Annotated in this window: 38 protein-coding genes; 1 reads left to right on the forward strand and 37 read right to left on the reverse strand. The window is 68.3% G+C overall.

Features of this window, described 5'->3' with window-relative positions; genetic code table 11:
• Nucleotides 1-8 precede the first annotated feature (8 nt).
• Genes tsaE through glmS form a run of 4 tightly spaced genes read right to left on the reverse strand, consistent with a single transcriptional unit; the run spans nt 9 to nt 3967 of the window.
• Nucleotides 9-590: a tRNA (adenosine(37)-N6)-threonylcarbamoyltransferase complex ATPase subunit type 1 TsaE gene (gene tsaE, locus DCE93_RS11365; protein WP_108595977.1), complete on the reverse strand. Its 582-nt coding sequence runs from the start codon at nt 588-590 to the stop codon at nt 9-11.
• Nucleotides 587-1729, reverse strand: coding sequence for an alanine racemase (gene alr, locus DCE93_RS11370; RefSeq protein ID WP_108595978.1), 1143 nt, complete (start codon nt 1727-1729; stop codon nt 587-589). Before alr ends, tsaE begins: the two co-directional genes overlap by 4 nt.
• Nucleotides 1726-2091, reverse strand: a complete 366-nt coding sequence (locus DCE93_RS11375) for a holo-ACP synthase (RefSeq protein WP_108595979.1) — start codon at nt 2089-2091, stop codon at nt 1726-1728. Before DCE93_RS11375 ends, alr begins: the two co-directional genes overlap by 4 nt.
• Before the next feature lie 25 nt (nt 2092-2116).
• Nucleotides 2117-3967, reverse strand: a complete 1851-nt coding sequence (gene glmS, locus DCE93_RS11380; protein ID WP_108595980.1) for a glutamine--fructose-6-phosphate transaminase (isomerizing) — start codon at nt 3965-3967, stop codon at nt 2117-2119.
• A gap of 134 nt (nt 3968-4101) precedes the next feature.
• Here glmS and coaA point away from each other — a divergent pair, with 134 nt between their 5' ends.
• Complete coding sequence (gene coaA, locus DCE93_RS11385; RefSeq protein ID WP_108595981.1) at nt 4102-5058, forward strand: type I pantothenate kinase; 957 nt, start codon at nt 4102-4104, stop codon at nt 5056-5058.
• Nucleotides 5059-5090: 32 nt separating this feature from the next.
• On the opposite strand, the gene glmM is transcribed toward coaA, so the two are convergent.
• From glmM to rplC, 33 genes are all read right to left on the reverse strand, one after another.
• On the reverse strand, nt 5091-6455 hold the full coding sequence (glmM, locus tag DCE93_RS11390) for a phosphoglucosamine mutase (protein WP_108595982.1): 1365 nt from the start codon (nt 6453-6455) through the stop codon (nt 5091-5093).
• 23 nt (nt 6456-6478) lie between these two features.
• Entirely contained in the window at nt 6479-6964 is a 486-nt protein-coding gene (gene rpsI, locus DCE93_RS11395; RefSeq protein ID WP_108595983.1) for a 30S ribosomal protein S9, read from the reverse strand.
• A 43-nt stretch (nt 6965-7007) separates the two neighbouring features.
• A complete protein-coding gene (gene rplM, locus DCE93_RS11400; protein WP_108595984.1) occupies nt 7008-7454 on the reverse strand; it encodes a 50S ribosomal protein L13 in 447 nt (148 codons plus the stop codon).
• A gap of 144 nt (nt 7455-7598) precedes the next feature.
• Nucleotides 7599-8570: a tRNA pseudouridine synthase A gene (locus tag DCE93_RS11405; protein ID WP_108596746.1), complete on the reverse strand. Its 972-nt coding sequence runs from the start codon at nt 8568-8570 to the stop codon at nt 7599-7601.
• A gap of 141 nt (nt 8571-8711) precedes the next feature.
• Nucleotides 8712-9248, reverse strand: a complete 537-nt coding sequence (gene rplQ / locus DCE93_RS11410; RefSeq protein WP_108595985.1) for a 50S ribosomal protein L17 — start codon at nt 9246-9248, stop codon at nt 8712-8714.
• A gap of 52 nt (nt 9249-9300) precedes the next feature.
• On the reverse strand, nt 9301-10287 hold the full coding sequence (locus tag DCE93_RS11415; protein WP_108595986.1) for a DNA-directed RNA polymerase subunit alpha: 987 nt from the start codon (nt 10285-10287) through the stop codon (nt 9301-9303).
• A 138-nt stretch (nt 10288-10425) separates the two neighbouring features.
• Nucleotides 10426-10824 carry a 30S ribosomal protein S11 gene (gene rpsK / locus DCE93_RS11420; RefSeq protein WP_022889749.1) on the reverse strand — a complete coding sequence of 133 codons (399 nt, stop codon included), beginning with the start codon at nt 10822-10824 and terminating at the stop codon, nt 10426-10428.
• 32 nt (nt 10825-10856) lie between these two features.
• The gene (gene rpsM, locus DCE93_RS11425) at nt 10857-11237 is read right to left on the reverse strand and encodes a 30S ribosomal protein S13 (protein ID WP_108595987.1); all 381 of its coding nucleotides are present in this window, start codon (nt 11235-11237) and stop codon (nt 10857-10859) included.
• A 161-nt stretch (nt 11238-11398) separates the two neighbouring features.
• Entirely contained in the window at nt 11399-11515 is a 117-nt protein-coding gene (gene rpmJ, locus DCE93_RS11430) for a 50S ribosomal protein L36 (protein WP_005050492.1), read from the reverse strand.
• A gap of 68 nt (nt 11516-11583) precedes the next feature.
• Complete coding sequence (infA, locus tag DCE93_RS11435) at nt 11584-11805, reverse strand: translation initiation factor IF-1 (protein ID WP_021759551.1); 222 nt, start codon at nt 11803-11805, stop codon at nt 11584-11586.
• Between the two features lie 182 nt (nt 11806-11987).
• On the reverse strand, nt 11988-13670 hold the full coding sequence (ptsP, locus tag DCE93_RS11440) for a phosphoenolpyruvate--protein phosphotransferase (protein WP_108595988.1): 1683 nt from the start codon (nt 13668-13670) through the stop codon (nt 11988-11990).
• 401 nt (nt 13671-14071) lie between these two features.
• Nucleotides 14072-14899 carry a type I methionyl aminopeptidase gene (gene map, locus DCE93_RS11445; RefSeq protein WP_108595989.1) on the reverse strand — a complete coding sequence of 276 codons (828 nt, stop codon included), beginning with the start codon at nt 14897-14899 and terminating at the stop codon, nt 14072-14074.
• A 9-nt stretch (nt 14900-14908) separates the two neighbouring features.
• On the reverse strand, nt 14909-15535 hold the full coding sequence (locus DCE93_RS11450) for an adenylate kinase (RefSeq protein ID WP_108595990.1): 627 nt from the start codon (nt 15533-15535) through the stop codon (nt 14909-14911).
• Nucleotides 15532-16854 (reverse strand): preprotein translocase subunit SecY, encoded by a 1323-nt coding sequence (secY, locus tag DCE93_RS11455; RefSeq protein ID WP_108595991.1) that lies wholly within the window; start codon nt 16852-16854, stop codon nt 15532-15534. The genes DCE93_RS11450 and secY overlap by 4 nt, the downstream gene beginning before the upstream one ends.
• Before the next feature lie 114 nt (nt 16855-16968).
• Nucleotides 16969-17634, reverse strand: a complete 666-nt coding sequence (rplO, locus tag DCE93_RS14730; protein WP_108595992.1) for a 50S ribosomal protein L15 — start codon at nt 17632-17634, stop codon at nt 16969-16971.
• On the reverse strand, nt 17634-17819 hold the full coding sequence (rpmD, locus tag DCE93_RS11465) for a 50S ribosomal protein L30 (protein WP_108595993.1): 186 nt from the start codon (nt 17817-17819) through the stop codon (nt 17634-17636). The genes rplO and rpmD overlap by 1 nt, the downstream gene beginning before the upstream one ends.
• On the reverse strand, nt 17819-18490 hold the full coding sequence (rpsE, locus tag DCE93_RS11470) for a 30S ribosomal protein S5 (RefSeq protein WP_268876716.1): 672 nt from the start codon (nt 18488-18490) through the stop codon (nt 17819-17821). The genes rpmD and rpsE overlap by 1 nt, the downstream gene beginning before the upstream one ends.
• A gap of 41 nt (nt 18491-18531) precedes the next feature.
• Nucleotides 18532-18891, reverse strand: a complete 360-nt coding sequence (rplR, locus tag DCE93_RS11475) for a 50S ribosomal protein L18 (protein ID WP_108595994.1) — start codon at nt 18889-18891, stop codon at nt 18532-18534.
• 2 nt (nt 18892-18893) lie between these two features.
• Nucleotides 18894-19430, reverse strand: a complete 537-nt coding sequence (gene rplF, locus DCE93_RS11480) for a 50S ribosomal protein L6 (RefSeq protein WP_108595995.1) — start codon at nt 19428-19430, stop codon at nt 18894-18896.
• Between the two features lie 4 nt (nt 19431-19434).
• Entirely contained in the window at nt 19435-19833 is a 399-nt protein-coding gene (gene rpsH, locus DCE93_RS11485; RefSeq protein ID WP_108595996.1) for a 30S ribosomal protein S8, read from the reverse strand.
• 128 nt (nt 19834-19961) lie between these two features.
• Nucleotides 19962-20549, reverse strand: a complete 588-nt coding sequence (rplE, locus tag DCE93_RS11490) for a 50S ribosomal protein L5 (protein WP_108595997.1) — start codon at nt 20547-20549, stop codon at nt 19962-19964.
• Entirely contained in the window at nt 20549-20908 is a 360-nt protein-coding gene (gene rplX / locus DCE93_RS11495; protein WP_108595998.1) for a 50S ribosomal protein L24, read from the reverse strand. Before rplX ends, rplE begins: the two co-directional genes overlap by 1 nt.
• 2 nt (nt 20909-20910) lie before the next feature.
• Complete coding sequence (rplN, locus tag DCE93_RS11500; protein ID WP_108595999.1) at nt 20911-21279, reverse strand: 50S ribosomal protein L14; 369 nt, start codon at nt 21277-21279, stop codon at nt 20911-20913.
• Nucleotides 21280-21311: 32 nt separating this feature from the next.
• Nucleotides 21312-21614, reverse strand: coding sequence for a 30S ribosomal protein S17 (gene rpsQ / locus DCE93_RS11505; RefSeq protein ID WP_108596000.1), 303 nt, complete (start codon nt 21612-21614; stop codon nt 21312-21314).
• A 2-nt stretch (nt 21615-21616) separates the two neighbouring features.
• Entirely contained in the window at nt 21617-21946 is a 330-nt protein-coding gene (gene rpmC / locus DCE93_RS14925) for a 50S ribosomal protein L29 (RefSeq protein WP_108596001.1), read from the reverse strand.
• A complete protein-coding gene (gene rplP / locus DCE93_RS11515; RefSeq protein ID WP_108596002.1) occupies nt 21946-22365 on the reverse strand; it encodes a 50S ribosomal protein L16 in 420 nt (139 codons plus the stop codon). Before rplP ends, rpmC begins: the two co-directional genes overlap by 1 nt.
• 2 nt (nt 22366-22367) lie before the next feature.
• Nucleotides 22368-23120 carry a 30S ribosomal protein S3 gene (rpsC, locus tag DCE93_RS11520; protein WP_022893876.1) on the reverse strand — a complete coding sequence of 251 codons (753 nt, stop codon included), beginning with the start codon at nt 23118-23120 and terminating at the stop codon, nt 22368-22370.
• A complete protein-coding gene (gene rplV, locus DCE93_RS11525; protein WP_108596003.1) occupies nt 23120-23485 on the reverse strand; it encodes a 50S ribosomal protein L22 in 366 nt (121 codons plus the stop codon). Before rplV ends, rpsC begins: the two co-directional genes overlap by 1 nt.
• Before the next feature lie 25 nt (nt 23486-23510).
• Entirely contained in the window at nt 23511-23792 is a 282-nt protein-coding gene (gene rpsS / locus DCE93_RS11530; RefSeq protein ID WP_108596004.1) for a 30S ribosomal protein S19, read from the reverse strand.
• 12 nt (nt 23793-23804) lie between these two features.
• On the reverse strand, nt 23805-24644 hold the full coding sequence (gene rplB, locus DCE93_RS11535) for a 50S ribosomal protein L2 (RefSeq protein WP_108596005.1): 840 nt from the start codon (nt 24642-24644) through the stop codon (nt 23805-23807).
• A gap of 17 nt (nt 24645-24661) precedes the next feature.
• A complete protein-coding gene (rplW, locus tag DCE93_RS11540; protein WP_056010886.1) occupies nt 24662-24967 on the reverse strand; it encodes a 50S ribosomal protein L23 in 306 nt (101 codons plus the stop codon).
• Nucleotides 24964-25623: a 50S ribosomal protein L4 gene (gene rplD, locus DCE93_RS11545; protein WP_108596006.1), complete on the reverse strand. Its 660-nt coding sequence runs from the start codon at nt 25621-25623 to the stop codon at nt 24964-24966. Before rplD ends, rplW begins: the two co-directional genes overlap by 4 nt.
• 3 nt (nt 25624-25626) lie before the next feature.
• A complete protein-coding gene (gene rplC, locus DCE93_RS11550) occupies nt 25627-26283 on the reverse strand; it encodes a 50S ribosomal protein L3 (protein WP_108596007.1) in 657 nt (218 codons plus the stop codon).

Below are 26283 nucleotides of genomic sequence, written 5' to 3' on the forward strand. Positions count from 1 at the left end.
CGTCAAGCCTACGCGGGCGCGGCGAACGGGGTGGCCGCCCAGCGGGGGCCGAATCCCGTCGCGGTGACGACGCGGGGCTCGTCGGCGTCGAGAGCCGCGTCAGCGTCGGCGGCATCGGCATCGGTGTCGGCATCGGGCGCGACGACGTGCTCGGCGTCAGTTGCGGCATCCGTTGCGGCATCCGTCGCGGCATCCGTCGCGCGCGCACCCGTCGGCCGGTCGATCACGATCTCGAGCCAGGAGTCCGTGACGTCGTCGACGAGCCCCGCGCCCCATTCGACGACGACGACCGAGCGGTCGAAATCGAGGTCGAGGTCGTCGAGCAGGGCCGCACTGCCGAGCCGATAGGCGTCGACGTGCACGAGCGGAGCGCCGCCGATGAGGCTCGGATGGGTGCGCGCGAGCACGAAGGTCGGGCTCTGCACCGGCCCGCGCACACCGAGACCGGCGCCGATGCCCCGCGTCAGGGTGGTCTTTCCGGCCCCGAGCGGCCCGGTGAGCACCACGACGTCGCCGGCGCGGAGCATCGCCCCGAGCTCACGGCCGAACGCCTCCATGGCCGCCGTGTCGGGCGCCTCGAACCGCATCATGCGCCGCCCACGTAGCGCCGCGGCACCCGCGGGCCGATGCGGGTGACGATCTCGTAGCCGATGGTGCCTGCGGCATCGCCCCAGTCGTCGGCCGACGGCGCGCCCGTCGCCGGGTCGCCGAACAGCACGATCTCGTCGCCCGTCTCGACGTGGTCGTCGCCGACGTCGACGACGAACTGGTCCATCGCGACGCGGCCGACGATCGGGCGGCGGGCACCGGCGATCCAGACCTCGGCCCGGCCCGACGCGTGACGGGGGATGCCGTCGGCGTAGCCGAGGGGCACGAGCGCGAGCGTCGTCGGGCGTTCGGCCCGCCAGGTGTAGCCGTAGGAGACGCCTGTTCCGGGCTCGACCCGGCGTACAGCAGCGACTCGGCCGCGCAAAGTCATCACGGGGCGCAGTCCCAGCTCGGCGGCGGTCGTGCCGTCGCCGAACGGGGGGATGCCGTAGATGCCGATGCCGATGCGCACGAGGTCGAATCGCGCGGCCGGCACCCGCAGCGCACCCGCGGTCGACGCGAGGTGGCGTACCTCGGGGCGAAGCCCCGCGGTCGAGGCCTGCACGAGCCCGCGGTCGAAGGCCTCGACCTGGCGCACATCGTCGTCGGGCGAGGCGTTCGCGAGGTGGCTGAAGAGTCCACGAACGTGGATGTGGCCGGCCTGCTCGAGGCGGGCCGCGCGAGCCACGACCGCGGCCCAGTGCTCGGGGGCGACGCCGCTGCGGCTCAGCCCGGTGTCGAGTTTCAGGTGCACGGCCGCGATGCGATCGACGGATGCCGCGGCATCCGCGATCGCCTCGAGCTGGCCGAGCGACGAGACACCGAGGTCGATGTCGCGCTCGATCGCGGGAGCGAATGCGGCCCCGGGGTCGTGCAGCCAGGCGAGGAGCGGCGCGTCGATGCCGGCACCGCGAAGCTCGTGCGCCTCGTCGATGTCGGCGACGCCGAGCCAGTCGGCCCCGCCTGCGAGCGCCGCCCTCGCCACCGGAACGGCGCCGTGGCCGTAGGCGTTGGCCTTCACGACCGCCATCGTCTGCGCGGGCGCCACGGCTGCTGCGAGGGCGGCCACGTTCTCGCGCACGGCGCCGAGGTCGACGACCGCCTCGCGGAACGGGCGCTCCGCAGCATCCGACCCGCTCATGCCCCGCTCCCCCCGGTCTCGAGCACGACGAACGCACTCGCGATGCCGGCGTCATGGCTCATCGTGAGGTGCACCCGATCGATGCCGAGTTCGCGAGTGAGCTGCGAGATGGCCCCGGACAGCTCGAAATCGGGGTTGCCGTGCTCGTCTTGCACGACTCGCATGTCATGCCACCGGATCACCCTGTTACCGCCGAGCGCCTTGATGAGCGCCTCTTTCGCCGCGAATCGGGCGGCGAGCGAGCGGGCCGGTCGGTCCCGTTCGCTCTCGGCGAACAAGCGGTCGCGAAGCGCGGGGGTCCGCGTCATGGATCGCTCGAACCGGGCGATGTCGACGACATCGATGCCGATTCCTGCGATCACGCCGCTCTCCCCCGCGCCCGTCGGCTCACTCGACCGTGACCGACTTCGCCAGGTTCCGAGGCTGGTCGACGTCGAGGCCCTTGGCCTGCGAGAGCTCCATCGCGAAGATCTGCAGCGGCACGACCGCGAGGAGCGGCTCGAAGAGCGGCGCCGCGAGCGGGATGCGCAGCACCTCGTCGGCGAACGGCAGCACCGCGGCGTCGCCCTCCTCGGCGATGGCGATCACGCGGGCGCCGCGTGCGCGGATCTCCTGGATGTTCGAGACGACCTTCGGATGCAGTGCCGCCGAACCACGCGGGCTCGGTACGACGACGAAGACCGGCTGGCCGGGCTCGATGAGCGCGATCGGCCCGTGCTTGAGCTCGCCCGCCGCGAAGCCCTCGGCGTGGATGTAGGCGAGCTCCTTGAGCTTCAGCGCTCCCTCGAGCGCGATCGGGTAGCCGACGTGACGGCCGAGGAAGAGCACGGAACGAGTGTCGGCCATCCAGTGCGCGAGCTGAGTGACCTTCTCGGACTCGGCGAGCACGGCCTCGAGCTTCTCGGGCACCGCCTGCAGCTCGGCCAGCTGATCTGCGAGCGCCTCGGCGGAGAGCGTGCCGCGCACCCGCGCGAGGTGCAGGCCGAAGAGGTAGAGCGCCGCGATCTGCGCCACGAACGCCTTCGTCGACGCGACGGCGACCTCGGGGCCTGCGTGCGTGTAGACGACCGCGTCGGACTCACGGGGAATCGTGGCACCCTGCGTGTTGCAGATCGAGATCGTGCGGGCACCCTGTTCGCGGGCGTACTTCACGGCCATCAGCGTGTCCATGGTCTCGCCCGACTGGCTGATGGAGACGACGAGGGTGTGCTCGTCGAGCACCGGCTCGCGGTAGCGGAACTCGTGGCTCAGCTCGACCTCGACCGGCACTCGCGCCCACTGCTCGATCGCGTACTTCGCGACCATCCCCGCGTAGGCGGCCGTGCCGCACGCGATCAGGGTGATGCGACGGATGCCGCGGAGTTCCTCATCGCCGAACGACTCGAGCTCGGGAATCACGACCCGGCCGTCGACGACCCGGCCGAGGAGCGTCTTCGCCACGGCCTCGGGCTGCTCGGCGACCTCCTTGCGCATGAACGACGACCAGCCGCCCTTCTCGGCGGCGGAGGCGTCCCAGGCGACCTCGAACGACTCGACCTCGACCGGCTGCCCGTCGAAGTCCGTGACGACGACCTCGTCTGCCGTGATCGTCACGATCTGGTCCTGGCCGATCGCGACGGCGCGCTTCGTGTACTCGACGAATGCCGCGACATCCGACCCCAGGAAGTTCTCGCCCTCGCCGAGGCCGATCACGAGCGGCGAGTTCCGGCGCGCTCCGACGACGACGCCCGGCTCCGCGCGGTGCACCGCGAGCAGGGTGAACGCGCCGTCGAGCCGCGACACGGTGTTGCGGAACGCCTCGCGGAGGTCGCCCGTCGCCGCGTACTCCTTGCCGAGGAGCACAGCGGCCACCTCGGTGTCGGTCTCGCTCTCGAAGGAGAAGCCCTCGGCGAGGAGCTCCTCTTTCAGCTCGGAGAAGTTCTCGATGATGCCGTTGTGGATGAGCGCGAGACGCCCGTCGTCGCCGAGGTGCGGGTGGGCGTTGCTGTCGGTCGGGCCGCCGTGAGTCGCCCACCGGGTGTGCCCGATCCCCGTGCCACCTCGGTGCAGAGGGTTCTCGGAGAGTTCATCGGCGAGCACCTGTAGTTTGCCCGCCCGTTTCATGGTTTCGATGGCACCGTCGTCATCGACGACCGCCACCCCCGCCGAGTCGTAGCCACGATACTCGAGGCGGCGAAGGCCTCCCATAAGGACGTCGAGGCTGTTGCGCTCTCCGACGTATCCGACGATTCCACACATGGTTCGATTCTACTGGCGCGCCGGTGTGCGGTCGCGCTGTCCGGGCCCGGCGTGCTGGCGTCCGGGCCCGGCGTGCTGGCGTCCGGGCCCGGCGTGCTGACGTCCGGACCTGGCGTGCTGACTACACTGGCACGGTGTCCGATCCGCAGAGTCCCTCGTCGCACACGGCGCAGATCTCCCCGTTCGTCGAACTCGATCGGGCCGACTGGGCCGCGCTCGCGCCGTCGATGCCCTCACCCCTGCGCGAGACCGAGATCGTGCAGTTGCGCGGTCTCGGCGAGCCCCTCGACCCGCGCGAGGTCGCCGAGGTATACCTGCCGCTCAGCCGGCTGCTGAATCTCTACGTGGGCGGCACGAAGTCGCTGCACAACGTCACGAGCGAGTTCTTGCGCGAGCGGTTCGAGTCGACGCCTTTCGTCATCGGCGTGGCCGGCTCGGTCGCCGTCGGCAAGTCGACGATCGCCCGGCTGCTCCGCGAGCTGCTCGCCCGCTGGGAGCACACGCCGCGCGTCGAGCTCGTCACGACCGACGGCTTCCTCTTCCCCAACGCCGAGCTCGAGCGGCGCGGCCTCATGGCCCGCAAGGGATTCCCCGAGTCGTACGACCGGCGCGCGCTGCTGCGCTTCGTGAGCGAGGTGAAGGCCGGTGCCGCCGAAGTGCGCGCTCCGTTCTACTCGCACCTCGCTTACGACATCGTGCCCGACGCCCAGGTCACCGTGCGCCGGCCCGACGTGCTGATCGTCGAGGGCCTGAACGTGCTGCAGCCCCCCGGACCGGGCCATCGGCTCGCGGTCAGCGACCTCTTCGACTTCACGATCTACGTCGATGCGCGCACCAGCGATATCGCCCGTTGGTACGAGGAACGGTTCCTGAAGCTCCAGCGCGGCGCGTTCGTCAACCCGCGCTCGTACTTCCACCGCTTTGCGAGCCTCACCGAGACCGAGGCCCGAACCCGCGCTCACGAAATCTGGCACTCCATCAACGAGCCGAACCTGCTGCAGAACATCCGGCCGACGAGATCGCGCGCCTCGCTCGTGCTGCGCAAGAGCGCCGACCACGCCGTGTCGAGCGTGTTGCTCCGCAAGCTCTGACCCACGCACCCCGCGTCGCGGGGCGGGAGACCTCAGGCGGTTGCCAGCCGATCGTGCACCACTGCGGCGAGCTTCTCGGCGTGGCGCTCGGCGGCCTCCTGATCGGCCGCCTCGACCATGACCCGAACCATCGGCTCGGTGCCCGACGGTCGCAGCAGCACGCGACCCGTGTCGCCGAGCTCGGCCTCGACTGCGGCGACCGCGGCTGCGATCTCGGCGTCACCGCCGAGGGCGTGGTGGTCGACCCCGCGCACGTTCACGAGCACCTGCGGGTAGACGGTCATGAGCGAGGCGAGCTCTGCCATCGACTTGCCTGTGCGCGCCATCTCGGCCGCGAGGTGCAGTCCGGTCAGCACGCCGTCGCCGGTCGTGGCGAACTCGCTCATGATCACGTGACCCGACTGCTCCCCGCCGAGGGCGAGGCCTTCGGCCGCGAGGGCCTCGAGCACGTAGCGGTCGCCGACCTTCGTCTCCACGACGCGGATGCCGTGTTCGGCCATCGCGCGGCGCAGGCCGAGGTTCGACATGACGGTCACGACGAGCGTGTCGTCGGTGAGCGCGCCGCGCTCCTTCATCGAGACGGCGAGGATCGCCAGGATGCGGTCGCCGTCGATGACGTTGCCGTCGGCGTCGATGGCCAGGCACCGGTCGGCGTCGCCGTCGTGCGCGATGCCCAGATCGGCGCCGTGCTCGAGGACGGCGGCCTGCAGCGGCTCGAGGTGGGTCGAACCCACTCCGTCGTTGATGTTCATGCCATCGGGATCGGCCCCGATGACGACGACCTCGGCGCCCGCGTCGGTGAAGGTCTGGGGCGAGACGCCGGCGGCAGCGCCGTGCGCGCAGTCGAGCACGATCTTCAGGCCTTCGAGGCGGTGCGGCAGCGTGCCCAGCAAGTGCACGATGTAGCGGTCTTCGGCATCGGCGAAGCGGCGGATGCGGCCGACTCCGTCGCCGACCGGCGCGAGCTTCTGGCGCCCGAGGAAGGACTCGATGCGGTCTTCGACCTCATCGGGCAGTTTCGTGCCGCCGAACGAGAAGAACTTGATGCCGTTGTCGGGCGCGGGGTTGTGCGACGCCGAGATCATCACGCCGAAGTCGGCGCCGATCGAGTCGATCAGGAACGCGGCCGCGGGGGTGGGGATGACTCCTGCATCGAGCACGTCGACACCCGAGCTCGCGAGCCCGGCCGAGACGGCGGCGGTGATGAACTCGCCCGAGACGCGCGGATCGCGCGCCACGACAGCGACGGGGCGCCGGCCGGCGGCGCGGAGCTCGTCGGCGTGACGGCCCTGCGTGAGGACTGCAGCTGCAGCCTGGGCGAGGCCCAGGGCCAGGTCAGCCGTGAGTTCACGGTTGGCCAGGCCCCGCACCCCGTCGGTTCCGAATAGCCGTGGCATCGACGAAGGACCGGTCGCCGGGATCAGCGCTTCGAGAACTGCGGCGCCTTGCGCGCCTTCTTGAGTCCGGCCTTCTTGCGCTCGATGACGCGAGCGTCACGCGTGAGGAAGCCCGACTTCTTGAGCGTCGCACGGTTGTTCTCGCGGTCGATCTCGTTCAGCGCACGAGCGATCGCGAGGCGCAGCGCACCGGCCTGGCCCGAGGGTCCGCCGCCGGTGATCTTCGCGACCACGTCGTACGAGCCGGTGAGCTCGAGCACGGTGAACGGGTCGGTGATGAGCTGCTGGTGCAGCTTGTTGGGGAAGTAGGCCGCGAACTCACGGCCGTTGACGGTGATGCCGCCGGCGCCGGGAACGAGGCGCGCGCGCGCGATGGCCTGCTTGCGGCGACCGACGGCGGCGCCCGACACGTTGAGCACGGGGCGGGGGGTGCTGGGAGCTGCCTCGGCGGCGCTCTCGGTGGTGTAGCTCTCGGGAGCCGCTTCGATCTGGTCTGCGATCTTCGCCATGGTGGTGTGAATCCTTATTTCGAGAACGTCGAGGGTGCCGGAATTACTGGGCGACCTGGGTGAGGGTGTACGGCTTGGGCTGCTGAGCCGCGTGCGGGTGCTCCGGCCCGGTGTAGACCTTTAGCTTCTTGAGCTGGGCCCGACCGAGCGAGTTCTTCGGGAGCATGCCGCGGATCGCCTTCTCGACGGCGCGGACGGGGTTCTTCTCAAGGAGCTCGGCGTAGCTGACGGCCTTGAGGCCACCCGGGTACCCGGAGTGGCGGTAGGCCTTCTTCTGCTCGAGCTTCTGACCGGTGAGGGCCACCTTGTCGGCGTTGACGATGATGACGAAGTCACCGGTGTCGACGTGGTTCGCGAAGATCGCCTTGTGCTTGCCGCGCAGCAGGGCTGCGGAGTGGCTCGCGAGGCGACCGAGGACGATGTCGGTTGCGTCGATGACGACCCAGTCGCGCTGGATGTCGGACGGCTTGGGAGTGAAAGTGCGCGTCACGGAAGTGCTGCTTTCTGATCGAGTGAGAAGTTCGTGAATCCCACTCCGGTGGGTGTTCGCCTGCGATGCGTTCGAACGCCCCGTTGGAGGGCTCATCTTCGGATGCCGCCGCGGACGACGGCACCAACGGGCAAGTTTAGCGGTTCATGCCCCGGGCGTCCAATCGACCCCGGATCGCTCCCCCACCTTCGGCTCCTCGGCGCCGGTCGAGTCCGGTTGCACGCGCAACTCCCGCCGGGCCCGGGTCTGCGCCGCACGGGCCTCGAGCTCGCCGTCGTCGGGGTACCCGACCTCGGTCAGCACGAGGCCCTTGGCGGGCATCACCATGAAGGCGCTCGTGCGATGGGCCGCTCGAAGCAGGTCCGCCGGTTCCTCGACGGTCAGCCGCCCCTCGCCCACCGCGACGGCCGCGCCGATCAGCGCGCGGACCATCGAGTGGCAGAAGGCATCGGCCTGCAGCGACGCGACGAGCACGCCGTCGGCGTCACGGCGCCAGCGGTAGGACTGCAGGGTTCTGATCGTCGTGGCACCGTCTCGCGGCTTGCAGTATGCGGCGAAGTCGTGCAGCCCCACCAGCCGGTCGACGGCTGCCCCCATCGCCGCGTCGTCGAGTACTCGCGGGTGGGCGACCGTTCGGTGACGCTGAAGCGGGTCGCGGCGAGCGGATGCATCGGCCACGCGATACTCGTACCGCCGCCACACGGCCGAGAACCGCGCATCGAAGCCGCGGGGTGCATGATCGATGCCGTTCACGACGACATCGGAGCCCGCGCCGAGGATGCCGGTGAGTCGACGTGCGAGCACGCTCGCATCGCTCGTCGCCTCACCCGGATGACCGCGGCGCACTCTCGTCACAGCGCTGAGCGCCTCGCGCGGCACATCGAGGTGGGCGACCTGGCCGATCGCATGCACGCCGGCGTCCGTTCGACCGGCGACCGTGAGCCGAGGTGCGACCCCCGACCGGCGGAACAGGGTCGCGAGCGCGTCTTCGAGCACGCCCTGCACGGTGCGGAGCCCCGGCTGACGGCTCCACCCCGTGAAGCCAGCACCGTCGTAGGCGAGGCTCAAGCGAAGTCGCGCGAGGGATACCGCGTCGGCGGCGGCTTCGAGAGCGATCTCGGGCGCGACGGGCGCGCCCTCGCGAAGCGTCAGCGGGTCGTGCTCGGTCACGCCTCCCAGCCTAGACGCCGAGGCACGCCGGAGACGGCGAAGGACCCCGGCGCATGCACCGGGGTCCTTCGTGAACGAGCGTCGAGACTACTTGGCCTCGGCGGGCTCGGCCTCTTCGACGGGAGCCTCGTCGGCGGCAGCCTCGGAGGTCTCCTCGGCAGCAGCCTCTGTCTCCTCGACCGCTGCGGTCTCTTCGACCTCGACGGGAGCCTCCTCGGCGACGGGCGCCTCGGCGGCCGGCTTCGCGGCCCGCTTCTTCGGGGTCACGGGCTCGAGCACGAGCTCGATGACCGCCATGGGCGCGTTGTCGCCCTTGCGGTTGCCGATCTTCGTGATGCGGGTGTAGCCGCCCTCACGGTCGGCGACCTGGGGTGCGATGACCGTGAACAGCTCGTGCACGACGGTCTTGTCACCGATGACGGCGAGCACGCGACGGCGCGCGTGAAGGTCGCCGCGCTTGCCGAACGTCACGAGACGCTCGGCGAGCGGACGCAGGCGCTTGGCCTTCGTCTCGGTGGTGGTGATGCGCTTGTGCGTGAACAGCGCAGCCGCGAGGTTCGCGAGCATCAACCGCTCGTGGGCGGGTCCGCCTCCGAGGCGGGGGCCCTTCGTGGGCTTCGGCATGGTTCGTTATCTCCAGTAGTCGGGGGTTGGTGCGGCGGCCGCCTTGGCCGTCTCAGTTCTCGTCGTCGAAGCCCGTGTAGAAGTGGGCGCCGTCGAATCCGGGGACGGAGTCCTTCAGCGACAGGCCCATTTCGGTGAGCTTGTCCTTGACCTCATCCACCGACTTCTGACCGAAGTTGCGGATGTTCATGAGCTGCGACTCCGACAGGGCGACGAGCTCGGACACCGTGTTGATTCCCTCGCGCTTCAGGCAGTTGTAGCTGCGCACCGAGAGGTCGAGGTCTTCGATCGGGATCGAGAGCTCGCTGGAGAGCACGGCGTCGACCGGCGCGGGGCCGATCTCGATGCCCTCGGCAGCGGTGTTCAGCTCGCGGGCGAGACCGAACAGCTCGGTGAGCGTACGGCCCGCCGAGGCGATCGCGTCGCGCGGCGTGATGGCCGGCTTCGACTCGACGTCGACCACGAGGCGGTCGAAGTCGGTGCGCTCGCCGGCACGGGTGGCCTCGACGCGGTAGGTGACCTTGAGCACCGGCGAGTAGATCGAGTCGACCGGGATCTGGCCGGCCTCGGAGTACTCGTTGCGGTTCTGACTGGCCGAGACGTAGCCACGGCCGCGCTCGATCGTGAGCTCGAGCTCGAACTTCGCCGAGTCGTTGAGCGTCGCGATGACGAGCTCGGGGTTGTGCACCTCGACACCCGCCGGAGCGGAGATGTCGGCGGCCGTGACCTCACCGGAGCCCTGCTTGCGCAGGTACGCGGTGATGGGCTCGTCGTGCTCGCTGGAGACGACCAGGTTCTTGATGTTGAGGATGATCTCGGTGACATCCTCCTTCACGCCCGGAACGGTCGAGAACTCGTGGAGCACGCCGTCGATGCGGATGCTCGTCACGGCTGCGCCGGGGATCGAGGAGAGGAGGGTGCGACGGAGCGAGTTGCCCAGGGTGTAACCGAAGCCCGGCTCGAGGGGCTCGATCACGAAACGCGAACGGAACTCCGAGATGTTCTCTTCGGTGAGCGTCGGGCGCTGTGCGATCAGCACTGTTGATTCCTTTCGGCAGGGTGTCCGCTATATGACACCTGCGAGTACGAGGATCTTGAGTTGTGTGAGAGAACGGATGTCCCGGTGATCGAGGAGTGCCCGGCTGAGCCGGACCTCTCCTCGATCACCGGGAGCGAATCAAACGCGGCGACGCTTGGGCGGGCGGCATCCGTTGTGCGCCTGGGGCGTCACATCGTTGATGCTGCCGACCTCGAGGCCTGCGGCCTGGAGCGAGCGGATCGCGGTCTCGCGGCCCGAGCCGGGGCCCTTGACGAAGACGTCGACCTTCTTCATGCCGTGCTCCTGCGCCTGGCGAGCGGCCGACTCGGCGGCGAGCTGCGCGGCGAACGGGGTCGACTTGCGCGAGCCCTTGAAGCCGACGCCACCGGAGGAGGCCCAGCTGATCACGGCACCGTTGGTGTCGGTGATCGAGACGATCGTGTTGTTGAACGTCGACTTGATGTGGGCCTGGCCCACGGCGATGTTCTTCTTTTCCTTCTTGCGCGGCTTGCGAGTAGCCGCCTTGGGTGCTGCCATGTGTGAAATCTCCTAGATCTGGCGACGAGCGGTTACTTGCGGCCGGGCTTCTTCTTGCCGGCGACGGTGCGCTTCGGGCCCTTGCGGGTACGAGCGTTGGTCTTGGTGCGCTGGCCGCGGACCGGGAGACCGCGACGGTGGCGGATGCCCTCGTACGAGCCGATCTCGACCTTGCGGCGGATGTCGGCGGCCACCTCGCGGCGGAGGTCACCCTCGACCTTGAAGTTTCCCTCGATGTAGTCGCGCAGCGCGACGAGCTGGTCGTCGCTGAGGTCTTTCACGCGGATGTTTCCGTCGATGCCGGTCTCGGCAAGCGTGGTGAGCGCTCGCGTGCGGCCGACGCCGTAGATGTAAGTCAGTGCGATCTCCACGCGCTTCTCGCGCGGGATGTCGACTCCTGCCAGACGTGCCATGTGTGGCTTCTCCTGTTTCGAAGTGGAGGTGTGGAGCAGCGCCGGTGCCCGGGCCTCCAACCTGAGGTGTCCCCGCGGCATCCGTGGATGCCTGCGGTTCTGGCGCTGCCGATGTGTTCAGTTGCGGGAAGCGGGGCGCGATGCGCCCCGACGTCTGGTGCCTAGCCCTGGCGCTGCTTGTGGCGCGGGTTCGACTTGCAGATGACCATGACGCGGCCGTGGCGGCGAATCACCTTGCAGTGGTCGCAGATGGGCTTGACGCTGGGGTTGACCTTCACGATTGTTCCTTGATGTCGCTGTCCTCGTACCCGCGAGATGTCGCGGGCCGTTACTTTCCGAGCAACCCTTACTTGTAGCGGTAGACGATGCGGCCGCGCGTCAGGTCGTATGGGCTCAGCTCGACGATCACGCGGTCCTCGGGGAGGATGCGGATGTAGTGCTGGCGCATCTTTCCTGAGATGTGCGCGAGGACCTTGTGCCCGTTCGTGAGTTCCACCCGGAACATCGCGTTCGGGAGGGCCTCGACAACCGAGCCTTCGATCTCGATGACGCCGTCTTTCTTGGCCATAGCCTCACTATCGCTTGAGTTTGGGATGCTGGTCGTGCGATGGTTCCGCTCACCGAGCTGAAGATCCGTGAGAACACAGCTCGTCAGGCATGCCGAAGCAGGCGTGCAGAACACCAAGGGTCAACTCTAGGTGATTCCGAGCATTTTCGCCAGTCGGGCCGAGGATGCCGCCGGCCCGGCGCTCACGACGCGGTCTCCCGCGCCTGGGTGCTGATGACGGCGGCGGCGGCATCTGCCGCCGTTCGGGCTTCGGCCGCTCCCTCAGCGGCCAAGGCTGCCCGGGCGAGCGCTTTCGCGTCGTCCAGGCTGTACCGCGCGAGGGAGGCGCGGACATCGGCGAGCGCCGACGGCGACATCGACAGGCTCGTGGCACCGAGTCCGACGAGCACGACGGCGAGCAATGGGTCGGCGGCGGCCTCGCCGCAGATGCCGACCGGCTTGCCGAGCTCGGCACCGGCCGCCCCGACCTCCGCGATGAGGCGGAGCACGGCGGGGTGCCAGGGGTTCTGCAGCATGGCGATCGTGCCGAGCAGGCGGTCGGCGGCCATCGTGTACTGCGTCAGGTCGTTCGTGCCGATCGAGGCGAAGTCGGTCTCGGCGAGCACGCGGTCGGCGATGAGCGCCGCCGAGGGCGTCTCGACCATCACGCCGGCGACCGCGATGCCGAGTTCCTTCGCGAGCGCGGTGAAGTAGCGCGTCTCCTCGACGGTCGCGACCATCGGCGCCATGACCCACAGCTCGGCGTCGGTCGCCGCGCCGGCCGCGGCGAGCGCGGTGAGCTGCTCCCGCAGGATCACCTCGGAGTGACGCAGGGCCCGGATGCCGCGGAGCCCGAGTGCCGGATTCTCCTCCGGCGCGTCGTTGAGGAACGCGAGCGGCTTGTCGGCGCCGGCGTCGAGCACGCGTACGACGACCTTCTTGCCGGCGAACGCCGTGAGCAACCGCGTGTACTGGGCCTGCTGCTCGCGCACGCTCGGTGCGGTGTCGGCGTCGAGGAAGAGGAACTCGGTGCGGAAGAGGCCAACGCCCTCGGCGCCGAGGCGGAGCGCCTCGGCCGCACCGTCGGCCGAGCCGAGGTTCGCGAGCAGCGGCACCGGCGTGCCGTCGGCGAGGGCGCCCGGCGCGAGCGGTGCGGCGGCCTGCGCGGCGCGCTCGGCGATCCTCGCCTTCGCCGCGGCGATCTCGTCGGCAGTGGGCACGGCCACGACGAGGCTCCTCGCGGCATCGACGATGACGGTGTCGCCGTCGGCGAGACTCGCGGCATCCGCTGCCCCGACGACCGCGACGATCGACTTCTCGCGGGCGAGGATCGCCGTGTGCGAGGTCGGGCCGCCGTCGATCGTGACGAGGCCCTGCACCTGGTCGAGGTCGAGCAGTGCCGTGTCGGCGGGCGCGAGATCGCGAGCCACGAGGATGAACGGATGCCCGGGGTCGGGCACGCCCGGAGCCGGGAGCTTCAGCAGGTGCGCGATGACCCGCTGCGAGATGTCGTCGAGGTCGGCCGCGCGCTCGGCCATGTACCCGCCCATGCCGGCCAGCAGGTCGCGGTAGGAGGCGAAGGCCTCGAACACCGCACGCTCGGCGGTCTTCCCCGCGGCGAGCCGTGTGGTGATGACATCGATGAGGCTCGGGTCTTCGGCCATCATGGCCTGGGCCTCGAGCACGTCCTTCGCGGCGCCGCCGGCCTTGGCCCCGCGACCGGCGAGCTCGGCTGCGACGACCGAGAGCGACGCCCTGGCCCGCTCCCCCTCGCGCTCGGGGTCGAGGTGGCTCGGCCGGTCGACCGGCTCTGGCAGGTGTTCCGCCATGCGCACCACCGGCCCGATGGCCACCCCCTGGCCGATGCCCGTTCCCGTGATCTCCATCAGTCGCCTTTCCGAATCGGATCGACGGGAGACGAATGTCCCGCCCTACTCGTCGTGATCGGTTCGTTCAAGCATGTGTCCGGCCTCCGTCGCGAGTGTCCGTTCCCTCGTCCACCATATCCCCCGGCCGCGGATGAGGGCGCGGTGAGCATCGCGCAGCGGTTCATGGGCGCGTCTCGATCGAGTCGAGCACGAGGTCGAGCACCCGGCCTCCGTCGGCGGCTGCCGCGTCGGCGGGCCGCACGGCGAGGGCGACGGATGCTGCGGCCGCCCGTGTGCGCACCGACTCGAGTCGCTCGCCGAGATGGGCGCCGACGAGCGTCAGATCGCCACACGACTGGCGGGCACCGGGCTCTCGCTCGTCGGTCTACATCGCCCACGAACTCGCCCAGATCGAATGCTCAGGCGATCTCCGTCGGGCGTACGCCGAACGGTGCGAGGCCCGCTGCACCGCCGTCCGGGGCCGTGAGCACCCAGATCCCGTCGGCGTGCACGGCGACGGAGTGCTCCCAGTGGGCGGCATCCGAGCCGTCGGACGTCGTGACGGTCCAGTCGTCGTCGCGCGTGAACGTGTCGATCGCGCCGCCGACGATCATCGGCTCGATCGCCACGACGAGCCCCGGCTTGACCGCGGGACCCCGACGGTCGACGCGGTAGTTGAACACCGGCGGTTCCTCGTGCATGGAACGGCCGATCCCATGGCCGACGTAGTCGGTGAGGATGCCGAAGTCGCCCTCGCTGCGGACGAAGTCCTCGATGGCCGCTCCCACCTCGTTGAGGTGGGTCGAGCGGGCGAGCGCGGCGATGCCGTGCCACAGGGCCTGCTCGGTCACGCGGTTGAGCTGCTCGCGCGAGGACACCACGTCGGGGCGCGACGCATCGGGCAGCACGACGGTGAAAGCGGAGTCGCCGTTCCAGCCGTCGACCTCGGCGCCGCCGTCGATCGAGACGATGTCGCCCGGCCGCAACGGCCGATCGCCGGGAATGCCGTGCACGACGTCGTCGTCGACGGAGACGCAGAGCGTGTGCCGATAGCCCGGGACGAGCTGGAAGTTCGGTCGGCCTCCGCCGCTTCGGATCACCCGCTCTGCGGCGGCGTCGAGTTCGAGCGGGGTCGCGCCGGGAACGAGCAGTCGGCGTGCCTCGGCGAGTGCTGCGGCCGTCAGCTCACCGGCCGCCCGCATCGAGCGCAGCTCGGCCGGCGACTTGTAGATCGAACGTCGGAACACCCGCGCCGCTCAGGCGGAGACGGTGTCGCCGGCCGACGGCGTGAGGCCGCGGTCGGCGAGTGCCGCGAAGATGCGCTGCGTGACCTCGTCGAGCGAGCCCACGCCGTCGACGCGTGCGACGATGCCGTGATCGCGATAGACGTCGAGAATCGGCGCCGTCTCGCGCTCGTAGATCGCCAGGCGGTTCGCGATGACCTCTTCGGTGTCGTCGGTGCGCCCCTGCTCGGCCGCGCGCTGCTGCAGGCGGTCGATGCTCTCGTCACGCGGAACCTCGAGTTCGATCACCGCGTCGAGCGCCTCGCCGCGAGCTGCGAGGAACGCGTCGAGGTCGTCGACCTGGCCGCGGTTGCGCGGATAGCCGTCGAGCAGGAACCCGCCAGCGGCATCGGGCTGCTCGAGTCGATCGCGCACGAGCGCGCTCGTCAGCTCGTCGGGCACCAGGTCGCCGGCCTCGACGATCGTCTTGACCTGTTGGCCGAGCTCGGTGCCGCCCGAGATGTTCGCACGGAAGACGTCGCCGGTCGAGACCTGCGGCACACCGAACGCCTCGGCGACGAGCACGCCCTGTGTGCCCTTGCCAGAGCCCTGAGGGCCGACGATCAGGAAGCGAGCGGAGGCGGGTGCAGAAGCCGTCATCGGAGGAGTCCTTCGTAGTGTCGTTGCTGGAGCTGGGCGTCGATCTGCTTGACCGTCTCGAGGCCGACGCCGACGATGATCAGGATCGATGCACCGCCGAACGGGAAGTTCTGGTCGGCGCCGACCAGTGCGAAGGCGATCAGAGGGATCAATGCCACGAGACCGAGGTAGAGCGAGCCCGGGAGGGTGATGCGGGTGAGCACGTAGTCGAGGTACTCGGCGGTCGGGCGCCCGGCACGGATGCCCGGGATGAAGCCGCCGTACTTCTTCATGTTCTCGGAGACCTCGTCGGGATTGAACGTGATCGCGACGTAGAAGTAGGTGAAGCCGACGATGAGCAGGAAGTACATGAGCATGTACAGCGGGTGGCTGCCCTGCGTCAGGTAGTTCGTGATCCACACGACCCACGGCTGCGGCGTCTCACCGGCGGCCGGGGTGTTGAACTGCGCGATGAGCGCCGGCAGGTAGAGCAGCGACGAGGCGAAGATGACCGGCACGACGCCCGCCATGTTGACCTTGATCGGGATATAGGTGTTGTTGCCGCCGTAGGTGCGCCGGCCGACCATGCGCTTCGCGTACTGCACCGGGATGCGCCGTTGCGACTGCTCGACGAAGACCACGGCGACCACCACCAGCAGGCCGATGGCGAGCACGATCGCGAACACGTCCCAGCCGCGGGCGATGCCGATCGCCCACAGCGAGCCGGGGAAGGTCGCGGCGATCGAGGTGAAGATCAGGAGCGACATGCCGTTGCCGATGCCGCGCTCGGTGATGAGCTCGCCCATCCACATGATGAGGCCGGTACCGGCGGTCATCGTGATGACCATGAGGAGGATCGCGTACCAGGCGTCGTTCGTGATGAGCTGCGAGCACTCGGGGGCGCCCGACGGGAACAGCGCGCCGGAACGGGCGACCGTGATGAGCGTCGTCGACTGGAGCACGCCGAGCGCGATCGTGAGGTAGCGGGTGTACTGGGTGAGGCGGCCCTGGCCGGCCTGGCCCTCTTTGTACAGCGTCTCGAAGTGAGGGATCACCACGCGCAGCAGCTGCACGATGATCGACGCGGTGATGTAGGGCATGATGCCGAGCGCGAAGATCGAGAGCTGCAGCAGCGCGCCGCCCGAGAAGAGGTTGACGAGGTCGTAGAGGCCGGCTGCGCCGGCCTGGTTGGCGGCGAGGCACGCCTGCACGTTGCCGAAGTCCACGAACGGCGCGGGGATGAACGAGCCGAGCCGGAACAGGGCGACGATGCCCAGTGTGAACCCGAGCTTGCGGCGAAGATCCGGCGTGCGGAAGATCCGCCCGATGGCGTTGAACACTCGTCCTCCTGTTGCTCCGTGTGGAGTCAGTCCATATGCGGCTCGAGCCAGTCGAGACCCCCGTGAATCATACGCGAGGTCCCGACTGGCTCGAACAATCGGTGCTGTTTCGGTCTACTTGACCGAGCCGCCAGCGGCGACGATCTTCTGCTCGGCGGAGCCGGAGACCTTGTCGACGGCGACGTTGAGCTTCACCTGGATGTCACCGTTGCCGAGCACCTTGACGCGCTCGTTCTTGCGAACGGCACCCTTCTCGACGAGGTCGGCGATCGTGACGTCGCCGCCCTTCGGGTACAGCTCGGCGAGCTTCTCCAGGTTGACCACCTGGTACTCGACACGGAACGGGTTCTTGAAGCCGCGCAGCTTCGGCGCACGCATGTGGTACGGAAGCTGGCCACCCTCGAACCCGGGGCGGATGTTGTTGCGGGCCTTGGAACCCTTGGTGCCGCGACCGGCCGTCTTGCCCTTCGAACCCTCACCGCGTCCGACGCGGGTCTTGTCCTTCTTGGCACCCGGAGCCGGGCGGAGGTGGTGAACCTTCAGCACCTGCTCGCGCTTCTCCGCGACGTCGGCCTTGGGAGCAGCCTTCTTCGCGGGAGCCTTCTTGGCCGGAGCCTTCGCGGCGTCGGCCGAGTCGGCCTTCGCAGCGGCAGCCTTGGGAGCCGCCTTCGCAGCGGCAGCCTTGGGGGCGGCCTTCGCGGCAGCGGGCTTGTCGGCCGTCTTCTTCGCCGGAGCCTTCTTGGGGGCCTCGGCGGCGGCGTCGTTCTTCTCGTCAGCCATTAGTCAATCTCCTCAACCTTCACGAGGTGGGCGACGGTGTTCACGTAGCCGCGGTTCTGCGGGTTGTCCTCGCGAACCACCGAGTCACCGATGCGCTTGAGTCCGAGGCTGCGCAGCGTGTCGCGCTGGTACTGCTTCTCGCTCACCTTGGACTTGATCTGGGTCACCTTCAGCTGCTTGGCCATCAGGCACCTGCCTTCGCTGCTGCGGCAGCCTCGGCCGCCTGGGCCTCGGCACGCAGCAGACGGGGCGGGGCGACCTCGTCGTAGTCCAGACCACGACGGGCGGCGACCGCACGCGGCTCTTCGAGCTGCGAGAGGGCTGCGACCGTGGCGTGCACGATGTTGATGGTGTTCGACGAACCGAGCGACTTGCTCAGCACGTCGTGGATGCCGGCGCACTCGAGCACCGCACGCACCGGACCACCGGCGATAACACCGGTACCGGCCGAAGCGGGGCGCAGCAGGACGACGCCGGCTGCGGCCTCACCCTGCACGGGGTGCGGGATGGTCGCTCCGACGCGAGGGACACGGAAGAAGTTCTTCTTCGCCTCCTCGACGCCCTTCGAGATCGCGGTCGGAACCTCGCGCGCCTTGCCGTAGCCGACGCCGACGAGTCCGTTGCCGTCGCCCACGACGACGAGCGCCGTGAAGCTGAAGCGACGGCCGCCCTTGACGACCTTCGACACGCGGTTGATGGTCACGACGCGCTCGAGGAACTGGCTCTTCTCGGCGTCACGGCCACCGCGGTCGCGGCCACCCTGGTTGCGGTCGCGGCCGCCACCACGACGGTTGTCGCGCTCGTTGCGGGCCGGCTCCGAAGCTGCTGCCGTCTCGACGGGTGCCTCTGCGGTCACCTCGGTCTCCTTCGTAGTGCCATTTTCAATAGGTACGGTGCTCACAGGTTGAGCCCTGCCTCTCGCGCTCCATCGGCGATCGCTGCGACACGACCGGCGTACTTGCTGCCACCGCGGTCGAAGACGACTGCCTCGACACCGGCCTGCTTGGCGCGCTCGGCGACGAGTTCGCCGACCTTCTTCGCCTTGGCGGTCTTGTCACCGTCGAATGCGCGGAGGTCGGCCTCCATGGTCGAGGCGGATGCCAGGGTGTGACCCTTGGCGTCGTCGACGACCTGCACGAAGACGTGACGAGCCGAACGGGTGACAACGAGACGCGGACGCGCCTCGGTGCCGACGATCTTCTTGCGAAGGCGGGTGTGGCGGCGCGCACGCGCAGCCGACTTGCTCTTCACGGCCATGATTACTTACCAGCCTTTCCGGCCTTGCGACGCACGACCTCGCCGGCGTAGCGGATGCCCTTGCCCTTGTAGGGCTCCGGCTTCTTGATCTTGCGGATGTTCGCGGCGGTCTCGCCCACGGCCTGCTTGTCGATGCCGGCAACGGTGATCTTGTTGTTGCCCTCGACGGTCAGCGTGATGCCGGTCGGTGCTTCGACGACGACGGGGTGCGAGAAACCGAGCGCGAGTTCGAGGGACGAGCCCTTCTGCGCGACGCGGTAACCGGTGCCGACGATCTCGAGTGCCTTGGAGTAGCCCTGGGTCACGCCGATGATCTGGTTGGCGATGAGGGTACGCGTAAGGCCGTGCAGCGAACGCGAGGTGCGCTCGTCGTCGGGGCGGGTGACGAGAACCTGGTTCTCTTCGAGCTTGACCTCGATGGGGGCGGCGACGGTGAGCGCGAGCTCACCCTTCGGGCCCTTCACCGAAACGGCCTGGCCGTCGATCTTGACGTCGACGCCCGCGGGGATGTCGATGGGAAGTCGTCCGATTCGTGACATGGAACTACCACACGTAGGCGAGGACTTCTCCGCCTACGCCCTTCTTCTCGGCCTGGCGGTCGGTGAGCAGACCGCTGGAGGTGGACAGGATGGCAACGCCGAGGCCGCCGAGCACCTTGGGGAGCTCCGTCGACTTCGCGTACACGCGGAGGCCGGGCTTGGAGACGCGCTTGATGCCGGCGATCGAACGCTCGCGGTTGGGGCCGAACTTGAGCTGCAGCGTGAGCGTCTTGCCCACGCGCGCGTCGGTCACCTCGAAGTCGGCGATGTAGCCCTCTTTCTTCAAGATCTCGGCGATGTGCGCCTTGAGCTTGGAGTTCGGCATCGAGACGGAGTCGTGGTGTGCGGAGTTCGCATTCCGCAGACGGGTCAGCATGTCAGCGACCGGGTCGGTCATCGTCATGACGAGTGTTTCCTTACGTTCACCAGGTTTCAGCGCCCGTTACACGAGCGATGACCTGTGGTGTCGGTCCCCGCGGATGCGGGGAACCGGTTCGGATGCTGCGGGCGTGTGCCCGCAGCATCCGTGGTTCAGTTGGCGGACTCGGCCGACTTGAAGGGGAAGCCGAGCTGCTTGAGCAGCGCGCGGCCCTCTTCGTCGGTCTTGGCGGTGGTCACCACGGTGATGTCCATGCCGCGGACGCGGTCGATCTTGTCCTGGTCGATCTCGTGGAACACCGACTGCTCGGTGAGACCGAAGGTGTAGTTGCCGGTGCCGTCGAACTGCTTCTCCGACAGACCGCGGAAGTCGCGGATGCGCGGCAGCGCGAGCGAGAGCAGGCGGTCGAGGAACTCCCACATGCGGTCGCCGCGAAGCGTGACGTGGGCGCCGATCGGCTGGCCCTCGCGCAGCTTGAACTGCGCGATGGACTTGCGGGCCTTCGTGACCTGCGGCTTCTGACCGGTGATCTTGGTGAGGTCGGCGATCGCACCGTCGATGACCTTGCCATCGCGCGCGGCCTCGCCCACACCCATGTTCACGACGATCTTCACGAGGCCCGGCACCTGGTGCACGTTGGTGTAGCCGTGCGCCTCGGTGAGGTTCTTCGAGATCTCGTCCCGGTACTTGGTCTTCAGTCGCGGCTGGATTTTGCCAGCCTGCGTAGCCGTATCGGTCATTACAGGTCCTTACCTGACTTCTTGGCGTAGCGGACGCGGACGGTCTTCTCGACGCCGTCCTTCGTCACGGTCTCGTTGCGGAAGCCGACGCGGGTCGGCTTCTTCGACTCGGGGTCGACGATCGCGACGTTCGAGACGTGGATCGGGGCCTCTTGGGTCTCGACGCCGCCGGTCTTCGAACCGCGCTGCGTCTGGCCGACGCGAACGTGCTTCGTCACGAAGTTGATGCCTTCGACGACGACGCGGTTCTCGGCGACGAGCACCTCGAGGACCTTGCCCTGCTTGCCGCGGTCTCCACCGCGAGCCTGGCTGCGGCCGGAGATGACCTGCACGAGGTCACCCTTCTTGATGTTGGCCATGACTAGATAACCTCCGGTGCCAGCGAGATGATCTTCATGAACTTCTTGTCGCGAAGCTCGCGACCGACCGGTCCGAAGATACGGGTGCCGCGAGGGTCACCGTCGTTCTTCAGGATCACTGCGGCGTTCTCGTCGAACTTGATGTAGGAGCCGTCGGCGCGACGGGTCTCCTTGACGGTGCGGACGATGACGGCCTTGACCACATCGCCCTTCTTCACGTTGCCGCCGGGGATCGCGTCCTTGACGGTCGCGACGATGGTGTCACCGAGGCCGGCGTACCGGCGCTTCGAGCCACCGAGCACGCGGATCGTGAGCAGCTCCTTGGCGCCGGTGTTGTCGGCGACCTTGACTCGTGATTCCTGCTGAAGCACTTTGAACTCCTTCTTTCAAGTAAGCCCGAGGCCTACTTGGCCTTCTCGACGATCTCGACGAGGCGCCAGCGCTTCGTGGCGGAGAGGGGACGGGTCTCGCTGATGACGACGAGGTCGCCGATGCCGGCGGTGTTCGTCTCGTCGTGCGCCTTGACCTTCGAGGTGCGACGCAGGACCTTGCCGTACAGCGGGTGCTTCACGCGGTCCTCGACCTCGACGACGATGGTCTTCTCCATCTTGTCGCTGACGACGTAGCCGCGACGAACCTTGCGGTAACCGCGGACGAGCTCGGCCGCGGTGTCGACCTCGGCCGAAGCCTTCTTGGTCTCAGCCATGATCAGGCCTCCTTCGTCTCTGCGACCTCGGCAGCGGCATCCTCGGATGCCTCGGCCTTGGCCTTCTTGGTCTTCTTCTCGGCCTTGACCGGAACCTCGACCGGCGCGGGCGTGGCCCGGATGCCGAGTTCGCGCTCGCGGATGACCGTGTAGATGCGCGCGATGTCGCGCTTGACCGCCCGGAGGCGGCCGTGGCTCTCGAGCTGACCGGTGGCCGACTGGAAGCGCAGGTTGAACAGCTCTTCCTTGGCCTTCTTCAGCTCGTCGACGAGTCGCTCGTCTTCAAAGGTGTCGAGCTCGGTGGGGCTGAGCTCCTTGGTGCCGACGGCCATTATGCGTCGCCCTCCTCGCGCTTGATGATGCGTGCCTTGAGGGGCAGCTTGTGGATGGCACGGGTCATGGCCTCACGAGCGAGTTCCTCGGAGACGCCGGAGACCTCGAAGAGGACTCGACCCGGCTTGACGTTCGCGACCCACCACTCGGGCGAACCCTTACCGGAACCCATGCGGGTTTCGGCGGGCTTCTTGGTGAGCGGACGGTCGGGGTAGATGTTGATCCACACCTTGCCGCCGCGCTTGATGTGACGGGTCATCGCGATACGAGCGGACTCGATCTGACGGTTCGTCACGTACGCGGGGGTCAACGCCTGGATGCCGAACTCACCGAAGGTGACCTTCGTGCCGCCGGTGGCGTGGCCCGAACGGCCGGGGTGGTGCTGCTTGCGGAACTTGACTCGACGGGGAATCAACATGGTTATGCCTCAACTCCTGCTGCCACCGGCTCCTGCGCCTTGGGCGCACGACGGGGACGGTCACTGCGCTCGGGGCGCGACGACTTCTGGTTGGCCTGCTCGCGGGCGAGCTCCTTGTTGGTGATGTCGCCCTTGTAGATCCAGACCTTCACGCCGATGCGGCCGAAGGTGGTCTTCGCCTCGTAGAAGCCGTAGTCGATGTTCGCGCGGAGCGTGTGCAGGGGCACACGGCCTTCGCGGTAGAACTCGGAACGGCTCATCTCGGCGCCGCCGAGGCGGCCGGAGACCTGGATGCGGACGCCCTTGGCGCCGGCGCGCTGGGCACCCTGCAGACCCTTGCGCATCGCGCGGCGGAATGCCACACGAGCGGAGAGCTGCTCGGCGATGCCCTGAGCGACGAGCTGAGCGTCGGCCTCGGGGTTCTTCACCTCGAGGATGTTCAGCTGGATCTGCTTGCCGCTGAGCTTCTCGAGGTCGGAGCGGATGCGCTCGGCCTCGGCTCCGCGGCGGCCGATCACGATGCCGGGACGCGCCGTGTGGATGTCCACGCGAACGCGGTCACGGGTGCGCTCGATCTCGATGCGCGAGACACCTGCGCGGTCGAGCGACGTCTGCAGCAGTCGACGGATCTTGATGTCTTCTGCCAGGTAGTCGGCGTAACGCTGACCGGGCTTCGTCGAGTCTGAGAACCACCGCGACACATGGTCGGTGGTGATGCCGAGACGGAAGCCGTACGGGTTGACCTTCTGACCCATTACTTCGTACCCTCCTCGGGCGTGGCGAGCACGACGGTGATGTGGCTCGTTCGCTTGTTGATGCGGAAGGCACGACCCTGCGCACGCGGCTGGAATCGCTTGAGGGTGGTGCCCTCATCGACGAATGCGCGGCTGATGTAGAGGTCCTGCTCGTCCAGGTAGGTGTTCGTGGCATCGGCCTTGACGCGAGCGTTCGCGATGGCCGAGGCGACGAGCTTGTACACCGGCTCGCTCGCACCCTGGGGTGCGAACTTCAGGATGGCGAGTGCCTCCTGTGCCTGCTTGCCGCGGATCAAGTTGACGACGCGGCGGGCCTTCATGGGGGTCACGCGGATGTGTCGCACGCGTGCGATCGACTCCACCATTTCTTCTCCTCCTCACGCCACCGCGTCAGCGGCGGCGGCCCTTCTTGTCGTCCTTCACGTGTCCACGGAAGGTGCGGGTGGGGGCGAACTCGCCGAGCTTGTGACCCACCATGGTCTCGGTGACGAACACCGGGATGTGCTTGCGGCCATCGTGCACGGCGATCGTGTGCCCCAGCATGGCGGGGATGATCATCGAGCGGCGTGACCAGGTCTTGATGACGTTCTTGCTGCTGGCCTCGTTGGCCGAGATCACCTTGCGAAGCAGGTGATCGTCGACGAAGGGGCCCTTCTTCAGACTGCGTGGCATCTTCTACAACTCCTACTTGCGCTTCTTGCCGACGTTGCGGCGGCGAACGATGAGCTTGTCGCTGGGAAGATCGCGCTTGCGCGTACGGCCTTCCTTCTGGCCCCACGGGCTGACGGGGTGACGTCCACCGGAGGTCTTGCCCTCACCACCACCGTGCGGGTGGTCGACCGGGTTCATGGCGACACCACGCACGGTCGGGCGGACACCCTTCCAGCGCATGCGACCGGCCTTGCCCCAGTTGATGTTCGACTGCTCGGCGTTGCCGACCTCGCCGATCGTCGCGCGGCAGCGCGCGTCGACGTTGCGGATCTCGCCCGAGGGCAGACGCAGCTGGGCGTAGGGCCCGTCTTTCGCCACGAGGCGAACGGAGGCGCCGGCCGAGCGGGCCATCTTGGCACCGCCACCGGGGCGCAGCTCGATGGCGTGCACGACGGTACCGGTGGGGATGTTGCGCAGCGGCAGGTTGTTGCCGGGCTTGATGTCGGCGTTCGGACCCGACTCGACGATGTCGCCCTGGGCGAGCTTGCTCGGCGCCAGGATGTAGCGCTTGGTGCCGTCGGCGAAGTGCAGCAGTGCGATGCGCGCCGTGCGGTTGGGGTCGTACTCGATGTGAGCGACCTTGGCGTTCACGCCGTCTTTGTCGTTGCGACGGAAGTCGATCACGCGGTACTGGCGCTTGTGGCCACCACCGATGTGACGGGTCGTGATGCGGCCCTGGTTGTTGCGACCACCGGTCTTCGGCAGCGGGCGGAGCAGCGACTTCTCGGGCGTCGAACGCGTGATCTCCGCGAAGTCGGCGACCGACGATCCGCGACGACCCGGGGTCGTGGGCTTGTACTTACGAATAGCCATTCTTATTCCTCTGCTCCCTAGCCGACAGCCGTGAAGATGTCGATCGAGCCGGACTTGAGGGTGACGATCGCGCGCTTGGTGTCCTTGCGCTTGCCCATGCCGAACCGGGTACGGCGGGTCTTGCCCTGACGGTTCAGGGTGTTGATCGACGCCACCTGGACGTTGAAGATCTTCTCGATGGCGAGCTTGATCTCGGTCTTGTTCGAGCGGGGGTCCACGATGAACGTGTACTTGCCCTCGTCGATCAGGCCGTAGCTCTTCTCCGAGACGACGGGCGCGATGATGATGTCGCGCGGGTCCTTGTTGTTCGCGGCGGCGGTCATGCCGAGACCTCTTCCTTCTTCGCCGACTTCGCGGCCACGAAGGCCTCGAGGGCGGCGGTGCTGAAGACGATGTCGTCGGAGACGAGCACGTCGTAGGCGTTCAGCTGGTCGACGCGCAGCACGTGCACGGTCGGGATGTTGCGCACTGCGCGCTCCGACGTCTCTTCGCCCTGTGCGAGCACGATGAGGAAGCGCTTGGCGGGAGCGATCGCACCGAGGAGCGACACGGCTTCCTTCGTCTTCGGCGTCTCGCCGGCGACGAAGCCGGAGACCGCGTGGATGCGGCCGCCGCGTGCGCGGTCGGAGAGCGAACCGAGGAGGGCCGCGGCGATCATCTTCTTGGGGGTGCGCTGCGAGTAGTCACGCGGCTGCGGGCCGTGGACGACGCCACCGCCGGTCATCTGAGGTGCACGGATCGAACCCTGACGGGCGCGGCCGGTGCCCTTCTGCTTGAACGGCTTGCGACCGGCGCCGGAAACCTCGCCGCGGGTCTTGGTCTTGTGCGTGCCCTGGCGCGCTGCTGCGAGCTGGGCCACGACGACCTGGTGGATGAGCGGGACGTTGGTCTGCACGTCGAAGAGTTCGGCGGGCAGCTCGACCGAGCCGGACTTCTTGCCGGTCGCGTCGAGCACGTCAATGGTGTTGGCGGTAGCCATGGACTACGCCCCCTTCACTGCGTTGCGGACGAAAACGAGGCGGCCGCGAGCGCCGGGAACCGCGCCCTTGACCAGGAGCAGGCCCTTCTCGGCGTCGACGGCGTGCACGCGGAGGTTGAGCACGGTGACGCGCTCGCCACCCATGCGACCGGCCATGCGCATGCCCTTGAAGACACGGCTGGGGGTCGAGGAGGCGCCGATCGAACCGGGCTTGCGGTGGTTGCGGTGCGAACCGTGCGAAGCGGAGACGCCCTTGAAGTTGTGACGCTTCATGACACCGGCGAAGCCCTTGCCCTTGCTCGTGCCGACGACGTCGACGAGCTGGCCGGCTTCGAAGGTGGCCTCGACGGTGAGCTCCTGGCCGCGCTCGTACGAGGCGGCGTCAGCTGTGCGCACCTCGGTGAGGTGGCGACGAGGGGTCACACCGGCTTCACGGAAGTGACCGGCGGCGGGCTGGTTCACCTTGCGCGGGTCGATGGCGCCGGCCGCGATCTGCACGGCCTGGTAGCCGTCCTTCTCGGGCGTGCGAACCTGGGTGACCACGTTCGGGGCGATCTCGATGACGGTGACCGGGATGAGCTTGTTGTTCTCGTCCCACACCTGGGTCATGCCGAGCTTGGTGCCGAGCAGACCCTTCACGTTCTTGGTAGCGGAAGACAT

The sequence above is a fragment of the Agromyces badenianii genome, from assembly GCF_003070885.1.
GTDB lineage: Bacteria > Actinomycetota > Actinomycetes > Actinomycetales > Microbacteriaceae > Agromyces > Agromyces badenianii.